The 20872-nt window shown below is 64.9% G+C and carries 19 protein-coding genes and 2 tRNA genes; 11 read left to right on the forward strand and 10 right to left on the reverse strand.

Translation table 11 applies throughout. From position 1 onward, the window contains the following. Nucleotides 1–64: 64 nt before the first annotated feature. Nucleotides 65–139, forward strand: a tRNA-Val gene (locus AAG799_RS15745). A 17-nt stretch (nt 140–156) separates the two neighbouring features. Here AAG799_RS15745 and AAG799_RS15750 read toward each other — a convergent pair. Then, the gene (locus AAG799_RS15750) at nt 157–1071 is read right to left on the reverse strand and encodes a prolyl oligopeptidase family serine peptidase (protein WP_341897597.1); all 915 of its coding nucleotides are present in this window, start codon (nt 1069–1071) and stop codon (nt 157–159) included. Between the two features lie 107 nt (nt 1072–1178). Between AAG799_RS15750 and AAG799_RS15755 the strand changes: the two genes are divergently transcribed. Further along, a complete protein-coding gene (locus tag AAG799_RS15755; protein WP_341897598.1) occupies nt 1179–2138 on the forward strand; it encodes a glycosyltransferase in 960 nt (319 codons plus the stop codon). 7 nt (nt 2139–2145) lie between these two features. Continuing rightward, nucleotides 2146–2586: a GtrA family protein gene (locus tag AAG799_RS15760; protein WP_341897600.1), complete on the forward strand. Its 441-nt coding sequence runs from the start codon at nt 2146–2148 to the stop codon at nt 2584–2586. On the opposite strand, the gene AAG799_RS15765 is transcribed toward AAG799_RS15760, so the two are convergent. Further along, nucleotides 2535–3932, reverse strand: coding sequence for a glycosyltransferase family 39 protein (locus tag AAG799_RS15765; RefSeq protein WP_341897602.1), 1398 nt, complete (start codon nt 3930–3932; stop codon nt 2535–2537). The genes AAG799_RS15760 and AAG799_RS15765 overlap by 52 nt on opposite strands. Nucleotides 3933–4271: 339 nt before the next feature. Between AAG799_RS15765 and AAG799_RS15770 the strand changes: the two genes are divergently transcribed. The 3 genes from AAG799_RS15770 to AAG799_RS15780 all read left to right on the forward strand — a co-directional run bounded on the left by AAG799_RS15770 (nt 4272) and on the right by AAG799_RS15780 (nt 9777). After that, on the forward strand, nt 4272–4490 hold the full coding sequence (locus tag AAG799_RS15770) for a hypothetical protein (protein WP_341897605.1): 219 nt from the start codon (nt 4272–4274) through the stop codon (nt 4488–4490). Nucleotides 4491–4729: 239 nt separating this feature from the next. Then, complete coding sequence (locus tag AAG799_RS15775; RefSeq protein WP_341897607.1) at nt 4730–7135, forward strand: methyl-accepting chemotaxis protein; 2406 nt, start codon at nt 4730–4732, stop codon at nt 7133–7135. A gap of 263 nt (nt 7136–7398) precedes the next feature. After that, a complete protein-coding gene (locus tag AAG799_RS15780; protein WP_341897609.1) occupies nt 7399–9777 on the forward strand; it encodes a methyl-accepting chemotaxis protein in 2379 nt (792 codons plus the stop codon). A gap of 51 nt (nt 9778–9828) precedes the next feature. On the opposite strand, the gene AAG799_RS15785 is transcribed toward AAG799_RS15780, so the two are convergent. Continuing rightward, the gene (locus AAG799_RS15785; RefSeq protein WP_341897611.1) at nt 9829–10470 is read right to left on the reverse strand and encodes an FMN-binding negative transcriptional regulator; all 642 of its coding nucleotides are present in this window, start codon (nt 10468–10470) and stop codon (nt 9829–9831) included. 352 nt (nt 10471–10822) lie between these two features. On the opposite strand from AAG799_RS15785, the gene AAG799_RS15790 reads away from it, so the two are divergent. Next, nucleotides 10823–11305: a hypothetical protein gene (locus AAG799_RS15790; protein WP_341897613.1), complete on the forward strand. Its 483-nt coding sequence runs from the start codon at nt 10823–10825 to the stop codon at nt 11303–11305. Here AAG799_RS15790 and AAG799_RS15795 read toward each other — a convergent pair. The 3 genes from AAG799_RS15795 to AAG799_RS15805 all read right to left on the reverse strand — a co-directional run bounded on the left by AAG799_RS15795 (nt 11287) and on the right by AAG799_RS15805 (nt 13320). After that, nucleotides 11287–12510 (reverse strand): methyl-accepting chemotaxis protein, encoded by a 1224-nt coding sequence (locus AAG799_RS15795; protein ID WP_341897614.1) that lies wholly within the window; start codon nt 12508–12510, stop codon nt 11287–11289. The genes AAG799_RS15790 and AAG799_RS15795 overlap by 19 nt on opposite strands. Before the next feature lie 17 nt (nt 12511–12527). Continuing rightward, nucleotides 12528–13052 carry a PAS domain-containing protein gene (locus tag AAG799_RS15800; protein ID WP_341897616.1) on the reverse strand — a complete coding sequence of 175 codons (525 nt, stop codon included), beginning with the start codon at nt 13050–13052 and terminating at the stop codon, nt 12528–12530. Between the two features lie 192 nt (nt 13053–13244). Then, nucleotides 13245–13320 (reverse strand) — tRNA-Thr (locus tag AAG799_RS15805). A gap of 173 nt (nt 13321–13493) precedes the next feature. Between AAG799_RS15805 and AAG799_RS15810 the strand changes: the two genes are divergently transcribed. Beyond that, nucleotides 13494–14126: a glutathione S-transferase family protein gene (locus AAG799_RS15810; protein ID WP_341897618.1), complete on the forward strand. Its 633-nt coding sequence runs from the start codon at nt 13494–13496 to the stop codon at nt 14124–14126. A gap of 10 nt (nt 14127–14136) precedes the next feature. On the opposite strand, the gene AAG799_RS15815 is transcribed toward AAG799_RS15810, so the two are convergent. The 4 genes from AAG799_RS15815 to hemC are packed head-to-tail and all read right to left on the reverse strand — an operon-like array spanning nt 14137 to nt 18183. Further along, nucleotides 14137–15453 (reverse strand): heme biosynthesis HemY N-terminal domain-containing protein, encoded by a 1317-nt coding sequence (locus tag AAG799_RS15815; RefSeq protein WP_341897620.1) that lies wholly within the window; start codon nt 15451–15453, stop codon nt 14137–14139. A 1-nt stretch (nt 15454) separates the two neighbouring features. Continuing rightward, nucleotides 15455–16525, reverse strand: coding sequence for a hypothetical protein (locus tag AAG799_RS15820; RefSeq protein WP_341897622.1), 1071 nt, complete (start codon nt 16523–16525; stop codon nt 15455–15457). Nucleotides 16526–16552: 27 nt separating this feature from the next. After that, nucleotides 16553–17254 carry a uroporphyrinogen-III synthase gene (locus AAG799_RS15825; RefSeq protein ID WP_341897624.1) on the reverse strand — a complete coding sequence of 234 codons (702 nt, stop codon included), beginning with the start codon at nt 17252–17254 and terminating at the stop codon, nt 16553–16555. Beyond that, nucleotides 17254–18183: a hydroxymethylbilane synthase gene (hemC, locus tag AAG799_RS15830; RefSeq protein ID WP_341897626.1), complete on the reverse strand. Its 930-nt coding sequence runs from the start codon at nt 18181–18183 to the stop codon at nt 17254–17256. Before hemC ends, AAG799_RS15825 begins: the two co-directional genes overlap by 1 nt. A 121-nt stretch (nt 18184–18304) precedes the next feature. Between hemC and tsaD the strand changes: the two genes are divergently transcribed. Genes tsaD through AAG799_RS15845 form a run of 3 tightly spaced genes read left to right on the forward strand, consistent with a single transcriptional unit; the run spans nt 18305 to nt 20788 of the window. Continuing rightward, nucleotides 18305–19375 carry a tRNA (adenosine(37)-N6)-threonylcarbamoyltransferase complex transferase subunit TsaD gene (gene tsaD / locus AAG799_RS15835; protein ID WP_341897628.1) on the forward strand — a complete coding sequence of 357 codons (1071 nt, stop codon included), beginning with the start codon at nt 18305–18307 and terminating at the stop codon, nt 19373–19375. After that, nucleotides 19372–20373: an NAD(P)H-dependent glycerol-3-phosphate dehydrogenase gene (locus AAG799_RS15840; protein WP_341897630.1), complete on the forward strand. Its 1002-nt coding sequence runs from the start codon at nt 19372–19374 to the stop codon at nt 20371–20373. The genes tsaD and AAG799_RS15840 overlap by 4 nt, the downstream gene beginning before the upstream one ends. A gap of 1 nt (nt 20374) precedes the next feature. Next, a complete protein-coding gene (locus AAG799_RS15845; protein ID WP_341897632.1) occupies nt 20375–20788 on the forward strand; it encodes an EVE domain-containing protein in 414 nt (137 codons plus the stop codon). Nucleotides 20789–20872: the final 84 nt, after the last annotated feature.

Raw genomic sequence — 20872 nt, forward strand, 5'->3', positions numbered from 1 at the left:
GGTCCGGTCGACCCCCGGACTTTCCGTCCAAGAGCTTCTTTCTGGGACTGAAACAGCGCGTAACGGGCGGTTAGCTCAGCGGTAGAGCACTACCTTGACATGGTAGGGGTCACAAGTTCGATCCTTGTACCGCCCACCACGCGCCTCTCCCCCGCCTCAAGGTTTCAAGCCGGCGAGATAGGCCTCGACCAGCGGGCCCCAGACCGCTGCGCTGGCGCGCGCGAACAGCAGGCCATGGCCGTCCTGGCCATGGGGCGGCAGCAGCTTGTAGTCGGCCTTGCCACCGGCAGAGACATAGCGGGCATGCATGGCCTGCGACATCGCCGGCGCGAAGAAGGTGTCGTTCTGGGTATAGATCCACAGAGTCGGCAGGCGGGCCGTCCTGCCGAACGTGCCGGCGCTTTCGATCAGCAGGTCGGGTGCGCAATTGGTATTCGGCTTTTTTTCAGCCCAGCCGCCGCGACCGCCGGCAAAATTGATCAGACCGGCAATGCCCGGCGGATTGCGACTGCTATAGGCAAGGCTGCCCCAGCCGCCAGCAGACTGGCCAACGATCAGTGTGCGACCGGCCTGCACATAGGGCAGCGTCGTGAGATAGCGGACGGCGGCATCGATATCATCGGCCGTGGCCAGACCGCCGCGAACGAAATTGGGGCGTGCGCAGCTGCCGTATTCCTCGGCCCAAGCGCCGCCGGTTTCGCCATACCCACGCCGCAGCGGTATCCCCACCACATAGCCGCGGCCCAGAAACCATTGCACAGCCTCGGCATCGCAACTGGTCGGTTTGATACCAGGCCGCTGGTCGGCATTGGCGGGGGAGCCGTGGTTGAGCACCATGGCCGGGGCGGCTGTGTCGCCGGGCATGCTGCTCTCCGGCGGACGGCAGGTGCGCAGCGCCAGCGCGGACTCGCGCCGCTGGCCATCGATATAGACAGGAATCCAGTGCATCTGCATGCGGTGACGGCCTTCGGGTGCGCCGCGCGGCCCAAAGCTGAAGTCCTGCGCCCCGGCACTGGCTGACACCAGCGCGATTGCCACCGCCATGACCAGGATCGAAAGCGCTGGACGCATGCGTCTTCCTCCGCCGGACTTCCCTCTGCCGATGCCCAAGCGATAGCATGACTTGGCGTTTTCGCCTATTACGGTGACGATTATAGGAAGGCTTACGGCAGGGAATCGTGACCACGCATACACCATCTTTGGCAGTGATCCTGCCCTGCCATAACGAGGCACTGAGCATCGCCGGGGTGGTTGCCGATTTCCGCCGCGTGCTGCCCACCGCCCGTATTTATGTGCTGGATAACAATTCCAGCGACGGCACGGCAGCCATCGCCGCGCAAGCCGGCGCCACGGTGATCCCCGAGCGACAGCAGGGCAAGGGCAATGCCGTGCGCCGGGCGTTTTCCGACATCGACGCCGATCTCTACATCATTGCCGATGGCGACGGCACCTACGATACCAACCGCGCCGGCACGATGGTGGCCAAACTGCTGAACGAGCATCTCGACATGGTGGTGGGCGTGCGGCGCGAGACCCAGGCGGGCGCCTATCGCGCCGGCCATCGCTGGGGCAATCGCCTGTTTAACACCATCGTGCGTCGCCTGTTCGGCGACAAGTTCACCGACATCTTCTCAGGCTATCGCGTTTTCTCGCGTCGCTTCGTCAAAAGCTTCCCGGCGCTGTCCACCGGCTTTGAGATCGAGACCGAGATGAGCGTGCATGCGATCCATCTGCGCCTGCCGACCGCCGAAATCGAGACCGATTACTTCGAGCGCGGCGAAGGCAGCGTCAGCAAGCTGAAAACCTATCGCGACGGTTTCCGCATCCTGCTGACGGTGGTGAAACTGCTGAAGGCCGTGCGCCCATTGGCGCTGTTTTCCGCGCTGGCCCTGCTGCTCTTCGTTGTTGCCGTCGCGCTGGGCATGCCGATCCTGTGGCACTTTATTGAAACCCACACGGTGCCGCGGGTTCCGACTACGGTGGGTGTGGTCGGACTGGTGATGCTGAGTGCGATCAGTCTGATCACCGGCATCATCCTCGACAGCATCATGCTGGCCGAGACAGCCTACAAACGGCTGTTCTATCTGGCGCTGCCGGCCACCAACCATGTGGCGCCATCCCGAAGCCCGGATGCCTGAGCGGCTGTTGGCACTGCTGCCCGCAGCCCTGCGCCGGCTGGTGCTCGCTCATGCCGATCTGCTGCGCTTTGTGGTGGTCGGCGGCATCGGCTTCTGCGTCGATGGCGGCCTGCTGATGCTGCTGAACGATCTGGCGGACTGGACGCCGCTATCGGCCCGCGCGGTGGGCTTTCCGGTGGCGGTGACCGTGACCTGGTGGCTGAACCGGGTGTGGACCTTCAGCACCGGGCGCAGCCAGCCGGTGCGGCGGCAATATGCACTTTACCTGGCGATCCAGCTCACCGGCCTGGCGATCAACTTTTCCATCTTCGCCCTGCTGGTGGGTGCCATGCCCTGGTTCGCCGCCTGGCCGATCGCGGCGCTGGCCATCGGCTCCGTCACCGCGATGTTTGCCACCTATATCCTGTCCCGGCGGATTGCCTTCGCGGCGAAAACGCCAAGGGCATAGACCACGGCCGACAGGGCAATGGCAAAGGCCGGGATCAGCGCCAGATTGTAGCGCACGATGCTGACCGACAGCTGCGCATTGATGCCCACCATCGCCAGCGCCGGCAGCAGCAGCAGCCACCACATCCGCTGTTGCTCGCCGCGCGGCAGCAGCCAGAGCAGCAGCGGCACCACGGCCAGCAGGCCGAACAGGCCCCATTTTCCGCCGACGAAAAGCCCGCGCATGGCAAGCAGCGCGGTGACGGCAATATCCTTCAGCGGATCGTTCAGCAGATAGGTGTGCAGCAGATGGCGCTGGGCTTCGGCCGCCGGCAGCAGCTTCATCTGCGGATGCAGGATATCGCGACCCTGCACGTAATAGCCGCCGGGGTCCCAGCCCAGCCGCGCCACTGTTTCGACGCCGAAGAGTTTGCCGGCGATGTCATCGCCAAAGCCCGGCAGATAATAGATCCAGCCGATCAGCCACTCGCGCCAGGTCATCATGTTGAAGGCCAGGCGATGCGACAGCGAGCCGATCAGGTAATGCGAATCCGACATGGTCCACTGGCCGAGCTGGATCGCGTTGCGCAGCAGGAAGCCGCCGGTCGGCACGGCAAAGGCAACGGTGAAGGCAATACCCGCCAACAGCAGAGTGCGCCTGGTCTGACGCTGCCAGGCGAAAACCGCGATCAGCACCAGGGCGATCGGCGCCAGCGCCATCCAGGACGGCTTCACCATCACCGTGAGACCGAGCATCAGGCCCGCCAGCAGCCAGCCGGCGATCCGCTGTGGCCGGCACCATGCCGACAGCCAGGACCACAGGAACAGGCCCAGCATCGCGAGGAATAGCGGCTCGGTCAGGATATGCCGGCTGTACTGCCAGGCCTCCTTGCAGGCCAGCGCGGCAAAAACCGCAAGCCATGCGCGCCATGGATCGGCACCGACAACCAGCTGCACGATGCGATACAGCGCAAACAGGAAGACCGCCAGTTCGAGGGCATAGAGCCCTTTCAGCCCCGCAAGCGATCCGTTGCAGGCGGTGCCGGGATAACCGGTGGCGGCGAAGCAGATCAGCGTCTGCCGGGTCGGTGCATGCAGCCTGGCGGCCAGCGCAATCTCGACAGCCGTCAGCGGCCCGCCTTCGGCCAGGGCCGGCGGCGGCGGCGTGTCGGGCCGGTAGCCATGATTGGTCAGGGTGCCATGGTCGGCGAGATTTAGCCCCATCGCGACATAGCGGCCCGAATCCGGCTCCAGGGTCAGCGGTGCCATCAGAATGCGCAGCCCGATGAAGGCCAGCACCACCACAAGACCAAGACCATGCAGCGCAAAGAGCGCGGATTTTCGGGACAGAATGTGAGGGCGCGGCATTGGATCAGCCTTGGAAAACGGGCGGCGCATCCTGTGCATCCGCTCTGCACCTGTCCAGCAACAGCAGCTACGGCGAGTACAACTGCCATCCATATTCGCCAGAAAAAGCCGGAAAACCGGCTTTTTTATTTATACAAAATTAAGCATACTGGACCGACAGTCGCTGCGTCGCTTCCGTTACGACACGGCTGCGGCGCCGAACAGGGGGAAGCAGGCCATGCCTGGGGTTGCCGTTTCGGCGTCACTGAGCGCCGGTGTCTTATGCAGTACCAGTCTCCTAGCCCGTAACCGTCTTGCAGAAGCCGTCGTTCGTGATGCCGCGCAGATCCGAGGCGCCGCATGAGCATGGAATCCGTCATTCCGGTCGGCACGGTTTTTCTGGAATGCTCGCGTTTTGTGCCCCCTGCGGCGCAGGCGCGTTGGCGCGTGGAGCGCATCGTGCTGCTGCCGAACCTGCCAGAACATGCCGCCATCCGGAAACTGGAACCCGGTGGTGAAGAGCGCCTGATCACCCTGCAGGCGCTGGCCCAGAGCGGCAAATACGCCCGCGAGAACTGATCAAAGCCCGGTTTCAGTCGTCCCCGATTCTGGCCAACCTCAACTGGCAGGCATGGCGCGCTTTCTTGCTGTTTAAGGCCACAAGCTGCTCCGCAGACTGAATATCTTCTTCTGCGCCAAAGACTTAGCCGTGTGAAAAATAAGGTTAATTTGATTTTTTTGTGTGCCCGATCAGGCAGGCCTGTGTAATCGTACCCGCATTACTGGTATCGGCCCGCTGCCAATAAGGGGACACAACAATGCTGAGCCGCCTGCCCCTCGTCACCAAGATCGCCCTGATCACTGCCATCTTGATCGTTCTGACCGCACTCGGCGTCGGCGGTGGCGCCGTGATGCAGATCCGCGGCGAGATCGCCCAGCAGGTGATCGAGCGCCAGAATAACAGTCTGCGCACCCTGGCGGTGCTGGTGCGCAAGGCATTCCCCGATACGAAATTCGAGATTGACGCCCAGGGTCGCGTCGGCCGCGTCACCATGACGGCGATCCCCGATTTCGCCGAGCACGATATGATCGACGAGATCGGCAAGGTGACGGGCGAAACCGCCACGCTGTTCCGTTGGCAGGATGCTGAGCAGGACTTCTTCCGCCGCACCACCAACATCATCAATGCCGAGGGCAAGCGTGCGGTGGGCACGCCGCTGGGCAAGGGCAGTGCCGCCTATACGCCGGTTGCTCAGGGCCGCACCTATCTGGGTGAGGCCGTGATTCTCGGCAAGCCATATTACACGGTCTATCACCCGGTTTACGATCCGGCCGGCAAGATCATCGGCATCCTCTATGCTGGCGTGCTGAAGACCAATATCGAAGCTTTTGTCGACAAGATCGCCTGGCAGGTGCTGATCACCGGCGCGATCGCGGTGATCCTGGGCGTCGCCGTCACGCTTCTCGTCAACCGCCTGCTGCTGCGGCCCCTGCCGCGCATTGCCGGCTGGACCGAACAGCTGGCGCAGAATGACATGAGCGTCGAGATCGGTTATCGCGACCGCCGCGATGAAATCGGCATCCTGGCCCGTGCCGTGGAAGAGCTCAAACAGACCTCGATCGGCGCGGCCCGGGCCCAGAGCGGCCTGGAGAATGTCACGGCCAATGTGATGATCGCCGACGAAAACAACGTGATCATATATTGCAACAAGGCTGTGATCGCGACACTGAAAAATGCCCAGTCCGACATTCGCAAGGATCTGCCGCACTTCGATGCCGATGACCTGATCGGCAAGAATGTCGATGTCTTCCACAAAAATCCGGCGCATCAGCAGAAGCTGCTGGCCAGCCTGACCACCACCTACCGCGCGCGCATCACCGTAGGTGGCCGTATCTTCGACCTGATCGCCAATCCCGCCTTGAACAAGCGCGGTGAGCGCGTGGGCACCGTGGTGGAATGGGCCGACCGCACCGAGGAAGTGCGCCTGGGCAACGAAGTCGTCCAGCTGGTACAGAGCGCCACCGACAATGGCTTTGCCGATCGTATCGATCTCACCGGCAAGACCGGCTTCATCAAATCGCTCAGCGAAGCGATCAACACCATGTCGGACAAATGCCAGGCCATGACCGGCGAGATTGCATCGGCGATCAGCGCCATGGCACAGGGCGACCTGACGCAACGGTTGAACAAGGATTATCCGGGCATCTTCGGCCAGCTCAAGACCGGCGCAACAGCCATGGCCGAACGCCTGCGTGATTTCGCGACGCGCCTGACAGATACCGCGCGGACCGTGCGCGATGCCTCAGGCGAGATTTCAACCGGAAGCCAGGATCTGGCGAGCCGTACGGAATCGCAGGCCGCCTCCATCGAGGAAACCGCCGCCTCGATGCACGAGATCACCACCACCGTGAAGCAGAATGCGGATAACGCCCAGGCCGCCAACCAGCTGGCGGTTGTCGCCCGCGATACCGCCGAGAAGGGCGGCGGCGTGGTGGCTGACGCCGTCAAGGCCGTGACCCAGATCGAGGAAAGTGCGCGAAAGATTTCCGATATCGTCGGCCTCATTGACGAGATCGCCTTCCAGACCAACCTGCTGGCGCTGAATGCTTCGGTCGAAGCGGCCCGCGCCGGCGAGGCCGGCAAGGGCTTCGCCGTTGTCGCCCAGGAGGTGCGCGCTCTGGCGCAGCGTTCGGCCAATGCATCCAAGGACATCAAGGCGCTGATCGCCACTTCGAATGCGCAGGTCAAGACCGGCGCGGCCCTGGTCAACCAGACCGGCTCGTCGCTCACCGATATCGTCACCGCGATCAAGAAGGTGAGCGATATCGTCGCCGAGATCGCCGCCGCCAGCCGCGAGCAGGCCACCGGCCTGGATCAGGTCAACACTGCGGTCGGCAGCATGGACGAGATGACCCAGCGCAATGGCGCCCTGGTGGAAGAGACCTCGGCTTCGGCCCAGTCGCTGGCCAATCAGGGCCGCCAGCTGGCCGAACTGGTCAGCTTCTTCAAGCTCGGTAACAGCCCGGCAAGCGCGGCCGTGAGACCTGCGCCTGTTGCTGCGCCCGTCACGGCACCGGCGGCAAAGCCTGTCGCCCCAGCGGCTGTGAAACCGGTGGCCGCCGCCGCGAAAGCGCCACCTCCAGCGCCAAAACCTGCTGCCCCTGCGAAACCCGCACCGGCGGTCGCGCCGGCCAAGGACGATGATGACTGGCAGGAATTCTGAGTGACGCACACTGCAGCAGCCGCCACCTGCTGCGGTTTGGACCGCAAGACCTCGACAGACTCCAGGCCCGTCCTGACTGCGCAGTCCTTATGCAGGCCGGACCACATAAAGCGCCCATAAACCTCTCGGGAAATAATACCTGTGGGTGTGGCTTAACCATGTTTTGATGACTGCCGCGTCAGTGTTGCACGGCATTGGGGGTTGCACGCCTCATTGTGCAAGCGCACTCTGTGCTTCATTGGGGCTTGAGGGGGAGCGCAAGAATGCGTTTCGGAATTCGTCAGAAGTTGTTTCTCGCCGTTGGCGTGATTGCCGCCATGGCCGTTGTATCAAGTTTGGTTTCATTCGCGTTCTTCGGCCAGGTACGCGGTGCGCTTGGTCTGGTCACAGACCGCAGCCTGCCGGCCGTCAGTGCCGCGCTGACACTCTCTGCCCAGAGCGCCGATGTTGCGGCATCCGCACCGGCGCTCGCCTATGCCCATAATGACGCCGAGCGCAGCACCGCTGCCGCCGTGCTGCAGGGCAAGCTGACCCAGATCACCCGTACCCTGGCGCAAGTGAAGGCCGGCGACGCGCCGGAGGCCTTGCGCAAGGAAGCGGAAGAATCGTTCAGCCGGCTGTCGGATGCGATGGCCCGTATCGACAGCGCGGTGAAAGAGCGGCTTGCGCTGAACGCCAAGCGCCAGGCGCTGACCAAGACGATGACCGATAACCATGCCAACTTCCTCTTCCTCGCCCAGCCGGCGGTGGACCAGGCGGTGATGGACATGACGATGGAGTTCGAGCTGGTTTCGCGCGCCGCCGGCGCCGGGGCGGCTGAGATGATCCAGAGCATCCTCGACAAGCAGGTGGCTGGCGCCCGCGCCATTCAGGATCTGGTCGCCAAGGTTAACCTGAGCGTCGGCATGCTGGCGGTGGCCGCACAGGCCGAAAGCCCGGAGGCTGTCGAGCTGATCCAGGTCGACAACATCAACACCAAGGCCGAGATGCTGCGCGGCCTCGATACCGTGATTTCGGTTTATCCGAACAAGGAAATCGAGGAGATGGTGAACAGCATCGCCAAGACCAGCGAGGGCGAAGGGGGCCTGTTCCAGACCCGCCTGAAGGAACTGGCGGCGGCACGGCAGGCGCTGTCGGCCCTCAGTGAAGGCCGCTCGGCCACGCTCGCATTGTCGGATGCGGTCGACCAGCTGGTTGCCTCGGCCCGCGCCGATGCCGCCAGTTCATCCAAGGCATCGATCGGTGCGATCAACATCGCGCAGCTGGTGATGGCCATCATCGCCGCGATCTGCCTGGTATCTGCTGTCGGTATCGGCTGGCTGTATGTCGGTCGCCGCGTGATCGATCCGATTGTTGCCGCCACCGGCACCATGGACCGGCTGGCCAAGCGCGACTGGGAAGCCCAGGTGGTCGGCACCGAGCGCAGCGACGAGATCGGCGACATGGCACGCGCCGTACAGGTCTTCAAGGACCAGGGCCAGGAGGCGCAGCAGCTGCAGACGCAGATCGAAGCCGACCGTGTGCAGTTCGAGGCCGATCGCAAGGCGCAGGAAAGCCTGCTGAAGAGCGCCGTGGGCGAGATCGTTGCCGCCGCCAATGCCGGTCGCCTGAGCGAGCGCATCGATACCAGCCGCATCGAAGGCGTGATGCAGGAGCTGGGCGAAGGCGTCAACACGCTGCTCGGCACGGTCGAGCGGGCGCTGGGCGACCTGGGCACCATGCTGCACAAACTGGCCGATGGCGATCTGACCCATCGCATCCACAGCCAGTATCAGGGCCTGTTTGCCGACCTGGCCGGCGATGCCAACCAGGTGAGCGACCGCCTGTCGGATACCATGAAAAAACTCGCCGACGCCGCCGCCATGGTGCGCGATGCCTCGGCGGAGATCTCGACCGGCAGCCAGGATCTGGCGCAGCGGACGGAGGCGCAGGCGGCTGCACTGGAAGAAACCGCGGCCTCGATGCATGAGGTGACGGCGACGGTGAAACAGAATGCCGACAATGCCCAGGCCGCCAACCAGCTGGCTGCCGTGGCCCGGGATACGGCGGAAAAGGGCGGCAGCGTCGTTGCCAATGCCGTCACCGCGGTCAGCCAGATCGAGAGCAGCGCGCGGAAGATTTCCGACATCGTCTCGCTGATCGACGAGATCGCCTTCCAGACCAACCTGCTGGCGCTGAATGCCAGTGTCGAGGCGGCGCGCGCCGGCGAGGCCGGCAAGGGCTTTGCCGTGGTGGCGCAGGAAGTACGCGCGCTGGCGCAGCGCTCGGCCAATGCGAGCAAGGACATCAAAGGCCTGATCTCGGAATCGAACAGTCAGGTGAAAACCGGTGCCGCGCTGGTCAATCAGACCGGCAGCGCGCTGACCGAGATCGTCACCGCCGTGAAGAAGGTGAGCGATATCGTGGCCGAGATCGCCGCCGCCTCCGCCGAGCAGTCGCGCGGTCTGGAGGAGGTCAACGGCGCCGTGGTGAATATGGACGAGATGACCCAGCGCAATGGCGCCCTGGTCGAGCAGACCAATGCCTCCGCCCAGGCCATGGCAAACCAGGCGCGCCAGCTGGCCGAACTGGTCGGTCATTTCCGTGTCGATGACGCCGCGCCTGCCAATGACGGCGATGAAATGAAGGATGCGGCCGACTGACGGCTGCATCCCCGACAATCAGAGAAAAGCCCGGCTGATGCCGGGCTTTTTTTATCTGTCGCGTTTCTTCTGCGCCGCCGCATCCATCGCGTCGGCGAGTGCGAGATTGTCATCACCACCGATCCGCCGCAGATTGGCGATCACACCATCGATATCGGCCAACGGGCGATTCTGGCTCAGCTTGTATTTACCCTCCAGCCGGCTCAGTGGAATCTCGATAGCGACAATGCCGCGCGCCAGGCCGGAAAAGAAACTCTCCGGCTCGTCATCCAGCGCCCAGCCATCGGGGCCTTCATAAATCCGCGACAGGCGATCGACGATGCCGCGCAGCACGGCCGGATCGCGGCTGATGTGCGCCTGGCCATAACCATGCACCACCATGTAATTCCAGGTCGGCACCGCCGGCTTCTTGGCATACCAGTTCGGCGATACATACCCATGCGGGCCCTGGAAGATGCAGAGCACCGCCTGCCCGTCCAGTGCCGCGAGCTGGTTGTTTGCCGCCGCCAGATGACAAAGCAGAGTGCCGTGCTCGCCGCCCCGAGCGCTGTCCGGCCGCTCCACCAGGAACGGGACATGGCTGGCGATCATGTCCGCGCCGCTGCCGGAGACGAGCAGGCCGAAGGCATGGGCTTCGATCATGTCGAACAGGGCATCACGGTCCGGCTGGGCAAAATGGGCGGGGATATACATGGCTGGGTCCGGGCGAGCAGGGAAAGGGGCTTGCGACGGCGCTCATCTGAGGGGGCGGGCCGCCGTGCCGCAACAGCGGAATTGCACCGATATTGTCCCTCCCTCCACGTTCGGAATGAGCCATTGGCGCAACTATTTGCGGCCTGGGGCTCAAAGACCTGCAAGAGTACCTCTGTTCATTCTACCAAAAGTTATGTATGGGCATGCCGCTACGGCAATTACCTTTCTTGCCCACACGGCAGGATTTAACATCAGGCGGCGATGCACTGTATGAGAACGGTTACAACCTTGCCGGGACTTTTGATTCTGTTCGGCGAAGCGACATGCTAGAAGTATTCAAAAATACCAGCGCGTGATGCAGCCAAGGACCGAAGCCGATCTGCCTGATGATCTCAAGACCCTGCTGGCGCTGTGGCGCATGCGGGCGGGTACATTGCGTTTTCCACCGCGCGAGGCCTTCGATGGCCGCACCCTGCTGCCCTGGGCCGGCCGGCTGCATCTGATTGAAATGCTGGAAGACGGCGACTTCTTTTTCCATCGCTTCTCGCCGATCAGCGCCGCACGCCTCGGGCTGGACATGACCGGTCAGCGCCTGTCCGCCACCGTGCTGGACGACCGCGCCACGGTGACCACCAGCGGCTATCGCCGCTGCCTGACCCTGGCGCGGCCGATGTGTGACCAGATTCCGGCGAAGTTCAACGACGGTCGCCATCACACGCCCTACGACCGGCTGCTGCTGCCGCTGGGTCACGATGTGCGGCCGAATTTCCTGCTGGTCGGCCTGTGGTTTCACCCGGCCGAGATTCCAGCCGACAATCACAGCGCCCGGATATAGGCGAGGAACCCGCGCACCTGGTCGCCGAGCTGCGTGGCCTGGCCGTTCAGCCCGTCCGATGCCGTGCCCACCTGGGCTGCCGCGTCACCGGCAATGCCGGCAGCGTTGCTGATATCGCGCATGCTGGCCGAAACGCTTTCAATGCCGGCGGCGGCATCCTGGATATTGTTGCTGATCTCAATCGTGGCGGTCGCCTGTTCCTGCACGCTGTCGGCAATCACGCCGATGCGGCTGTCCAGGGTCGAGGCCTGGTCGCGGATCACGTCGATAGCGGCAATCGTGTGGTCGGAGGCGCGCTGGATGGCGCTGATCTGGTCGGCGATGCTTTTTGCCGCTTCCGCGGTCTTCTGCGCCAGGTTACGCACTTCGGTCGCCACCACGGCAAAGCCCTTGCCGGCCTCGCCGGCCCGCGCCGCTTCCACAGACGCATTCAGCGCCAGCAGGTTGGTCTGGAACGCGACCGCCTTGATGAACTCCACCACCTCGTCGATCTTGCGGTTGGCGGCCGCCAGCTGCTGCACGGCTTCGCCGGCGCGCGCCACTTCCTGGGTCACCGCCGAACTGGCGCTGCGTGACTCGCGCACCTGGCGATCGATCTCGCCAACCGATGCGGTCAGCTCCTCGGCGGCAGCGGCCACCGCCTGCGCATTGGTGGCGGCCTGTTCGGCCGACTGCGAAACGGCGGCAGACTGTTCATGCACGGCACGGATTTCACCGGCCATGGTGGCAGCGTTTTCCTGCAATGCTGCGGCAGCGGTTTCCACCCCGCCCACCACCGACATCACTTCGCTTTCAAACTGGTCGGCCAGCTGACCGCGCTCGGCGCGGGCCTTCTGCTCCATAGAAACCCGTTGCTCGGCCACCTGCCGCTCCAGCGTTGCCGCCGCTTCGGTTTTCTCCTGCATGGCGCCGCGCGCCGTATTGATCACCTGTGCGCCGCGACGGAAGTCGCCCTGCATGCCGCGCAGCAGGAAGGCGCGAAAATACTTGCCTTCGGCTGCATGGGTCAGCGAGGCGCCGGCCTCACGGATGAAAGCGTCGGTGCGATCGAGCAGGCGATTGAAGCTGTGCAGCACCGGCGCCAGCTCGCCATGAACTTCCGTATCGGTGATCCGCACCGACAGATCGCCGGCGGCGGCACGATCGCAAAGCGTGGCAATGGCTTCAAGTGCAGCGCGCTGGCGGCTGCCGGCAAAGAAACTCATGACAAATCTCCGTGGGCTCAGGCCGCGAGGGCGAAGGCGAATTCTTCGTAAGACAGGCCACGTTCGGCAAGCAGGCGTTGCAGCAGGGCGTAGCCCGCGGCCTGGCCCTGCTTGCGGTCGGCATGCCGGGCCTCTTCCGCCAGCAGCTGCTGGTACAGCGGCGCAACGCGCTCGATCGCGACACGTTCGGGCTTGCGGCGATTGGAGTGATAGCCTTCGATGCGGCCCTCGGCATTGAAGCTCGGTGTCACATGGGCGAGTACCCAATAGAAGTCGCCGTTCTTCGCCATGTTCTTCACATAGGCAAAGACCTCGCGCCCCTGGCTGATTTCATCCCACAACAGCTGGAACACACAGCGCGGCATGTCGGGATGGCGCAGAATGCTGTGCGGCTGGCCAACCAGTTCATGCTCGGCATACATGCCGACCCGGCAGAATACATCATTGGCATACAGGATGCGGCCCTTGAGATCCGTCTTGGAGACGATGATCTCGTCTTCGCCAAATGTGCGTTCGGTCTTGGTGGGTGTTGGGCGGGCCATGCGGCGGCTCCAAGAGTTGAGCGGACTGGCAAATCGTGGCGTGGACTTTAGGGTGCGCCGTCGCGGCAGGAATTGATCTACCGCAAGCGGTAGAGCGACTGCATCCGATCAGCCTTGTCATGGTTTCGCATGGCGAACGCCACTGCGGGAAACAGACATGTCGAACAATGGAGGAAAAAGCGGACGGGCGGATGGTGCCGGCGGAGGGACTCGAACCCCCGACCTCGACTTTACGAAAGTCTTGCTCTACCAGCTGAGCTACGCCGGCACGGCGCCCGTCATGCAGGTCTGATTGCCGGGTTGACCCGGATGGACCGCGCGCGGAAAATACGGCCCGGCCGAGGCCTTGGCAAGCCGCAAGATCGGCCAAAATAACTGCCACCGGTCAGGGACTTGCGGTGGATTCGTGGGTTAGACGCAATCTGGGGGTATCAGCGCATCATGGCCGCCGCTTACACGCTTTATGGCAGTTTCCTGTCCGCCCCGACCTACAAGGTCGGCCTGATGCTGGCGCTGTGCGGCCTGAAATACGACTACCGCCATGTCGATCTGGCCAAGGGCCAGCACAAGTCGGCGGATTTCCTGCACATCAACCGCTATGGCCAGGTACCGGCCATGGTCCATGACGGCTTCACCCTGTGCCAGGCCAACACGATCCTGGAATATATCGCCGAGCAGACCGGGAAATTCGCCCCGGCCAACGGCGAGGAACGCCAGCGCATCCGCGAATGGCTGGTCTGGGAGACCGACCGGCTGGAGCCGGGCATCAACCGCTCGCGCTTTTTCGAGCGCTTCGCCAAGCCCGACCAGGCCGTGGTGGACTATCACCGCAAATGGGCCGAGATGGGCCTGGGGGTGCTGGACGCGCTGATGGAAGCCAAGCGCTTCCTGGTCGGCGAGCGTCCGACCATTGCCGATATCAGCGTCTATGGCGTGGTCGCCCATATGGCCGAGGCCAAGTTCGATATCGGTGCCTGGCCGCAGGTGAAGGCCTGGTCGGAGCGCGTGGCCGCCCTGCCCGGCTTCAAGCTACCCTACGACCTGCTGCCGAAGGCGGACCAGGACGCGGCCTGAAGCTGCGGCATCAGCGCAGCAGCAGCGGTCGCGGCGGCACCGCCAGCGGCACCGCCTCGCCCAGCCGGGTCGGGTCCAGCGTATCGAAGCTGCCGCAGGATGCGCAAAGCAGTGTCCAGTCGGCCGCGCCGCTGCCGCAATGGCCGCATTGCCACAGGGCATGGCTGGCCGCCTGGATGCGCCAGTGATCGGCGGCAGCAACATCGCCATCGCCCTCTTCAGCCAGCCGCGCCAGCAGCCGCGCCGCCCAGGCGCCGCCAGACGGCCCGGCCTTGGCAAGCGCCGCCCGCGCCGCTGCATAGTCGCGCAGCTGCAAGGCCGCAGCAGCGAATAGCAGCTGGCTCGCCACTTCCGGCCGGCGCTCGGCCACGAAATCATCCAGGCGGCTGCGCAGCTTTTCGGCCGGCACATCCTGCTGCAGCATCAGCCAGGCTTCCGCCAGCGCTTCCGACGGTGCGCGCGCAAAGGCGCGACGCAGATGGAAGCTGGCTGCTTCACGGGCCGCATGATGGTCAGCCGCACGTGCCAGCAGCACCGGCGGCACCGGATGCTCGGGCAGCACTTTCGCGGCACGTTCGGCCCATTGCTTGGCCATGCGGTGATCACCGCGTGCCAGCGCCGCCTGCGCCTCGGCCAGATCGAGCCGTGCGGACAAAGCCGAGGCGGCCTCGCGGGTGACGGCCTTTTTCTTGCGCGCCAGTTCAAGCCGGGCGCGGGCTGCATCCCAGTCGCCGGCCTCGACCAGCAACTGCAATTCGGCTTCAGCGGCGAATGGCGAGGAGGGCCGCAGGCGCGAGGCGCGCTGCGCCTGGACCAGGGCTTCAGCGCGATCGTTCTTGCGTCGCGCGTCAGCCAACAGCCCGCGCGTGCCGAGAAAGGCCGTGCCGGGATCGCGGCTCAGCGCCTGATAGGCCGCGCTCGCCATCGCTGCATCGCCTTTCAGCTGTGCCGCATGCGCCACCAGCAGGCGCGCCAGCGCCGGGTCATCCAGCTGGCGCTGCGCCTTGTCGGCCAACGCCAGGGCGCGATCGGCTTCGCCAGCGGCGACTGCCACCATGCCGGCGGCGAAATTCACATAGCCCTTTTGCTGGCGTTTCAGCCGGCGCCGCTGCGGCAGCGCTGCGGCCCAGGCCAGCGCCCAGGTGATAATGAAGGCCGCCAGCAGCAGCAGCAGCACGCCCAGCGCGAGCAGCGGCGCCGGTGCCTCGATGGCATAGCCGAACCAGGCGAGTTTGACGCGGCCGGGCTGATCGGCCAGCCAGGCGGCAAAGCCGGCCAGCGCCATCAGGACAATCAGGACACTCGCGCCGCGCAGCAATCGCAGCATATCAATGCACCGCGAGATGACCGCGGAGAGCCGCACCATACTCATCCAGCGCGGCATCGAGCTTCAGCCGTGCCTGAGCCTGATCGCGCCAGTCAGACAGCGCAGCGCCCATTGGCTGGCCATCCAGCGCCGCGACGGCGGCCTTCAGATCGGCCTGCAGCAATGCCGCCGCGGCAAGGTCGAGGCGGCCCTCCAGCGTCGCCACATCGGGCGTGCCGGTGCGGCGGATACTGACCAGACCGCTCAGCTTTTCGACGGCCCGCTGCCACCAGGCCTTGTCGGTTGCCGCTGCATCAGCCTGCGCCGGAGCGGCACGCTGCTGTTCGGCCAGCACCGGGAAACGCGCGGCAAGTGCCAGAGCCGCCGGCGCCGGCTGTTCGGCAAACGGCTGTACCGCCGCAAAGGCGGTTTTCAGGTTGCCGCCCTGGGCTTCAGCATATTGTCCGAGCGCGGTGGCCTCGCGGGCAAAGCTGTCGCCGCGACGGGCGCGTTCGCGCAATTCATTCCAGGCCATCAGCTGCACCAGTGGTTCACGCAAGGCATTCACCCGCGCCTCGCTCAGCGCGGTGAGCCGCCCCTGCATCTCGGCGATCTGCGTCTGCAGGGCCGTGCGCTGTGCCGTGGCGGTATCCAGCGCGGCGCGTAGCGCCGTCACCTGCTGATCAAGATCGGCCAGTTTCTGCGGATCGATGGTATTGGCGGCCGGCAGCTGCTGCAGCCGTTCCAGGCTGGCGGTCAGGCTGGCAAAGCGGCTCTCCATGTCATCCAGCCGCGTATCGCGCGGCGACATCGGCACCGCCGAAGGGGCCGCAGCAGCAGGGGCAGCAGACGGAGCAGGGGTCGGTGTTGTTGCGGGTGTGGCCGGACGCGGTGCCTGGGTGACACGCGGGCTGCCGCCAAGCAGCGCATCGAGCTTGCCGGTGGTGGCGAATTCATAGCCGACGGCGACGGCAACACTGAGCACAACAGCACCGAACAGATAGAGCAGGATGCGCCAGACGCGACCGCTGCCGGGTTTGGCCAGCGGTTCGGCTTCGGCATCGATGATCTTTTCCTGCGGCTTGTCGCTCATTGTCACTCCCAATACTCGGTAAAGCCGTCACTCGATCAAGGCCAGCAGAGCGGCCTCGCTGGGATTTTCAGCCACTGTCACGGCACGCCAGGGCAGACTCCTGGCTTCACGCGCGACATTGGCGCTCAGGCAATAAGCCGTGGCCGAAGTCGCCCCCGCAATGATGCCGGCGGCCTGCACCAGCGTAACAAATGTCGCCGCCGTGCGGGGAGAGAAAAACAACGCGCCGTCATAGCCGCCGGCCCCGAACCGCGCCGCCACCGCATCTGGCAATGCAATCGCCGTTTCGGCATCATACAGCACGCAGCGCCGCACGTCATAGCCATCGGCCTGCAGCATGGCCTGCAGATCGCCGGCACGCGCCGAGCCCGCTGCATGCAGTAACGCACCAGCGCCCTGTTGGTGCCGTGCACGCACCAGCTGCGCCAGCAAATCGACATCGCCGCCGGCCGCCTCGACCCGGGTGAAGCCGGCCGCCTTTGCTGCCAGCGCACTGGCCGGGCCGACCGCATAAACGGTGAAATCCCGGCGCGGCGTGGCATCGCAGAAGGCACGCACGCCATTGGCCGAGGTGAACAGCACCGCCGTCACACCATCCAGCGGCAGATCGACGGCATGCTTCTGCCGGATCGCCAGCATCGGCGCGGCATCGACGCGATGGCCGCGCGCTTCCAGCGTCTGCCGCAATGCCTGCGACTCAGCCTCGGGACGTGTCAGCAGCAGATGCATCAGTCTTTGAAAAAGTCCGGACCGATGCGGCGTTTCAGCTCGGCGCCGGCATCCGCACCCATCGTTACGCCGTCGCGCACCGGGCCGCGGCGTTCGATCTCGATCAGTTCGCTGCCATCGGGCCGCGCGATGGCGCCGCGCAGGCGCATGCCGATGCCATCCAGTTCGGCCAATGCCGCAATCGGCGTGCGGCAGGAGCCGTCCAGCACGGCCAGCATGGCACGCTCGGTTTCCACCCGCATGCGGGTCGGCGCGTCATCCAGGGCCTTCAGATAGTCCAGCACGCGTGTGTCATGCTCGCGGCTTTCGATACCGATGGCGCCCTGGGCCACGGCAGGCAGCATCTCGTCGATCTGCAGCACCCGCATGCCCGGTGGCGCGATCTTCAGACGGTTGAGCCCGGCCAGCGCCAGGAAGGTGGCAGCGACCACGCCGTCTTCCAGCTTGCGCAGGCGGGTCTGCACATTGCCGCGGAAATTGACGACCGTGAGGTCGGGCCGGCGCGCCAGCAGGAAGGCCTTGCGGCGCAGCGACGCGGTGCCCACGGTGGCGCCGTGGGGAATCTCGGCCAGGCTCATCGGCTGCGTCGCCAGCAGCACGTCGCGCACATCCTCGCGCGGCAGATAGGCGGCCATGATCAGCCCATCAGGCAATTTCGTGGGCATGTCCTTCATCGAATGCACGGCCAGGTCGATCTCGCCCGACAGCAGCGCGTCCTCGATTTCCTTGGTGAACAGCCCCTTGCCGCCGGCCTCGGCCAGGGCGCGGTCCTGGATCTGGTCGCCGGTGGTCTTGATGACGCGGATGGCGATCTGGTCCTCGCGTAAGCCCTGATGGGCGCGCAGCAGGCGGTCGCGGGTTTCCTGCGCCTGGGCCAGCGCCAGCGGCGAACCGCGCGTTCCGATGGTGAGGGCGGGTTTTTCAACCATGGGCATTCCGGGCATCACGGGCCATCGTTTACGGGCTGCCCGTTTACTTGCTGCTGAGACGTCATAATGTTAAGGCCTACTCGTTCTGCTCTTCGTAACGAAACGGATCGGACCACCGGCGATGCGCGTGCTCGGCATCGAAACCAGCTGCGACGAAACCGCCTGCGCCGTGGTCACGGATGCGGCCGACCCGGCGCGCCGTATCGTCAGTCATAGCCTGTTCTCGCAATTGAGGGAACACGCGCCCTATGGCGGCGTGGTGCCGGAAATCGCCTCCCGCGCCCATATCGAACACCTGGATGGCCTGGTGGCCGAAAGCCTGCGGGCGGCCGGCATGAAACTGAGCGATCTCGATGCCATCGCCGCCACCGCCGGGCCGGGCCTGATCGGCGGCGTCATGGTCGGCCTGACGACCGCCAAGACGCTGGCCTACGCAACAAACAAGCCTCTCATTGCCGTCAACCACCTGGAAGGCCATGCGCTCTCGGTGCGGCTCAGCGACGATGTGCCGTTTCCCTATCTGCTGCTGCTGGTCTCGGGCGGCCATTGCCAGTTCCTGGTGGTGGAAGCGGTCGGCCGCTATCGCCGGCTCGGCACCACGATTGACGACGCCGCCGGCGAGGCGTTTGACAAGACTGCCAAGCTGCTGGGCCTGGGCTATCCCGGCGGCCCGGCGATCGAGCGGCTGGCGCAGCAGGGCAATGCCGCGCGATTCAACCTGCCGCTGCCGCTGAAAGGCAAGCCGGGCTGCGATTTCAGTTTCTCCGGCCTCAAGACCGCCGTGCGGCTGGCGCTGGAAAGCTGCGGGCCGACGCCCTCCGATCAGGACAAGGCCGATCTGGCTGCCAGCTTCCAGCGCACGGTGATGGCGGTGATCCTCGATCGCGCGAAGAATGCCATCGCGCTGTTCGGCGAGAGTCACAGCGTCAGCGGCAAACATTTCGTCGTCGCCGGCGGTGTCGCCGCCAACGCCGCCCTGCGCGCCGGCCTGGTCGATCTCAGCGCGCAGCATGGCATGACCTTCACGGCGCCGCCGATGGCGCTGTGCACCGACAATGGCGCGATGATCGCCTGGGCTGGCCTCGAACGCTTCCGGCTTGGTATGATCGACGATCTTGAAGCACCGGCGCGCGCACGCTGGCCACTCGATGCCATGGCCACGGCGAAGCCGTTTGCGGGAGTCAAGGCATGACCAAGGCAGAGTTGAACCGCATCGGCGTCATCGGCGGCGGCGCCTGGGGCACGGCGCTGGCCGCACTCTCCGCTGAACAGGGCGACACCATCCTGTGGGCGCGCAATCCGGAAGTGGTGGACAGCATCAGCCACCATCACCTCAATCCGCTGTATCTGCCCGGCGTGCCGCTGCCGCCGCAGCTGAAGGCGACCGGCGATCTCGGCCAGCTGAAGGACTGCGATGCCCTGGTGCTGGCGGTGCCGGCGCAGACCCTGCGGCAATTCGCCGGGATGATCCGCCACAGCCTGCCGCTCGCCGCACCACTGGTGATCGCCGCCAAGGGTATCGAAATCAGCACCGGGCTTTTGCCCAGCGACGTGCTGGCCGAACTGCTGCCCGGCCGCCCGCTTGCGATTCTGACCGGGCCGAATTTTGCCAGCGAGGTCGCGCGTGGCCTGCCGGCGGCCAGCACGCTGGCCTGCAGCGACACCGCTATCGGTGCGGCGCTGGTGCAGCGCCTCGGCCGCCCGACCTTCCGGCCCTATCTCAGCGACGACGTGATCGGCGCGCAGATCGGCGGTGCGGTGAAGAATGTGCTGGCGATCGCCTGCGGCATCGTCATCGGCAAACAGCTCGGCGACAATGCGCGCGCCGCCCTGATCACCCGCGGCCTGGCGGAAATGACCCGCCTCGGCCTGGCGCTGGGCGCCAAGCGCGAGACGCTGATGGGTCTATCGGGCCTTGGCGATCTGGTGCTGACCTGCTCGGGTACACAGTCGCGCAATCTTTCATTGGGCATCGCACTCGGCGAAGGCAAAACGCTGGCCGAGATCATGGGCGCGCGGCGCAGCGTGGCCGAAGGCGTGCATACCGCGCGCGCCATCGAGGCGCTGGCGCTGAAGCATGGCGTGGACATGCCGATCTGCGCCGCCATCGACGCCGTGCTGCACCGGCAGGCAAGTATCGATCACATGCTGGCAGCACTGCTCGCCAGACCCTTCAAGACGGAAGCATGACATGAACTACTGGCTGATGAAATCCGAACCCTCCGCCTGGTCCTGGGACAGCCAGGTCAAGAAAAGGGTCGAGAGCTGGAACGGCGTGCGCAACTACCAGGCCGCCAACAACATGAAGGCAATGCAGCTGGGCGACCGCGCCTTCTTCTATCACTCCGTCGATGAGAAGCAGATCGTCGGCATCGTGGAAGTCTGCAAGCTGTATCACCCCGATCCGACCGACGAGACCGGCAGGTTCGGCATGGTGAGCGTGAAGGCCTTGATGCCCTTAAAGACTCCGGTCTCGCTCGCCCAGATCAAGGCCGAGCCGAAGCTGAAGGATCTGGCGCTGCTGCGGCAGTCGCGGCTGTCGGTCTCGCCAGTCGATGCGGCAAGCTGGAAGCTGATTTGTAAAATGGGCGGCATAAGTGCGTAAGGATCGGATCTGAATTTATTGTGTCATGGCCGGGCTTGACCCGGCCATCCACGCGGCTGGATTGCCTGTGATGGTTGGCGGGAT

Origin of the sequence: Ferrovibrio terrae (genome assembly GCF_943371255.1) — a bacterium.
GTDB classification, from domain to species: domain Bacteria; phylum Pseudomonadota; class Alphaproteobacteria; order Ferrovibrionales; family Ferrovibrionaceae; genus Ferrovibrio; species Ferrovibrio terrae_B.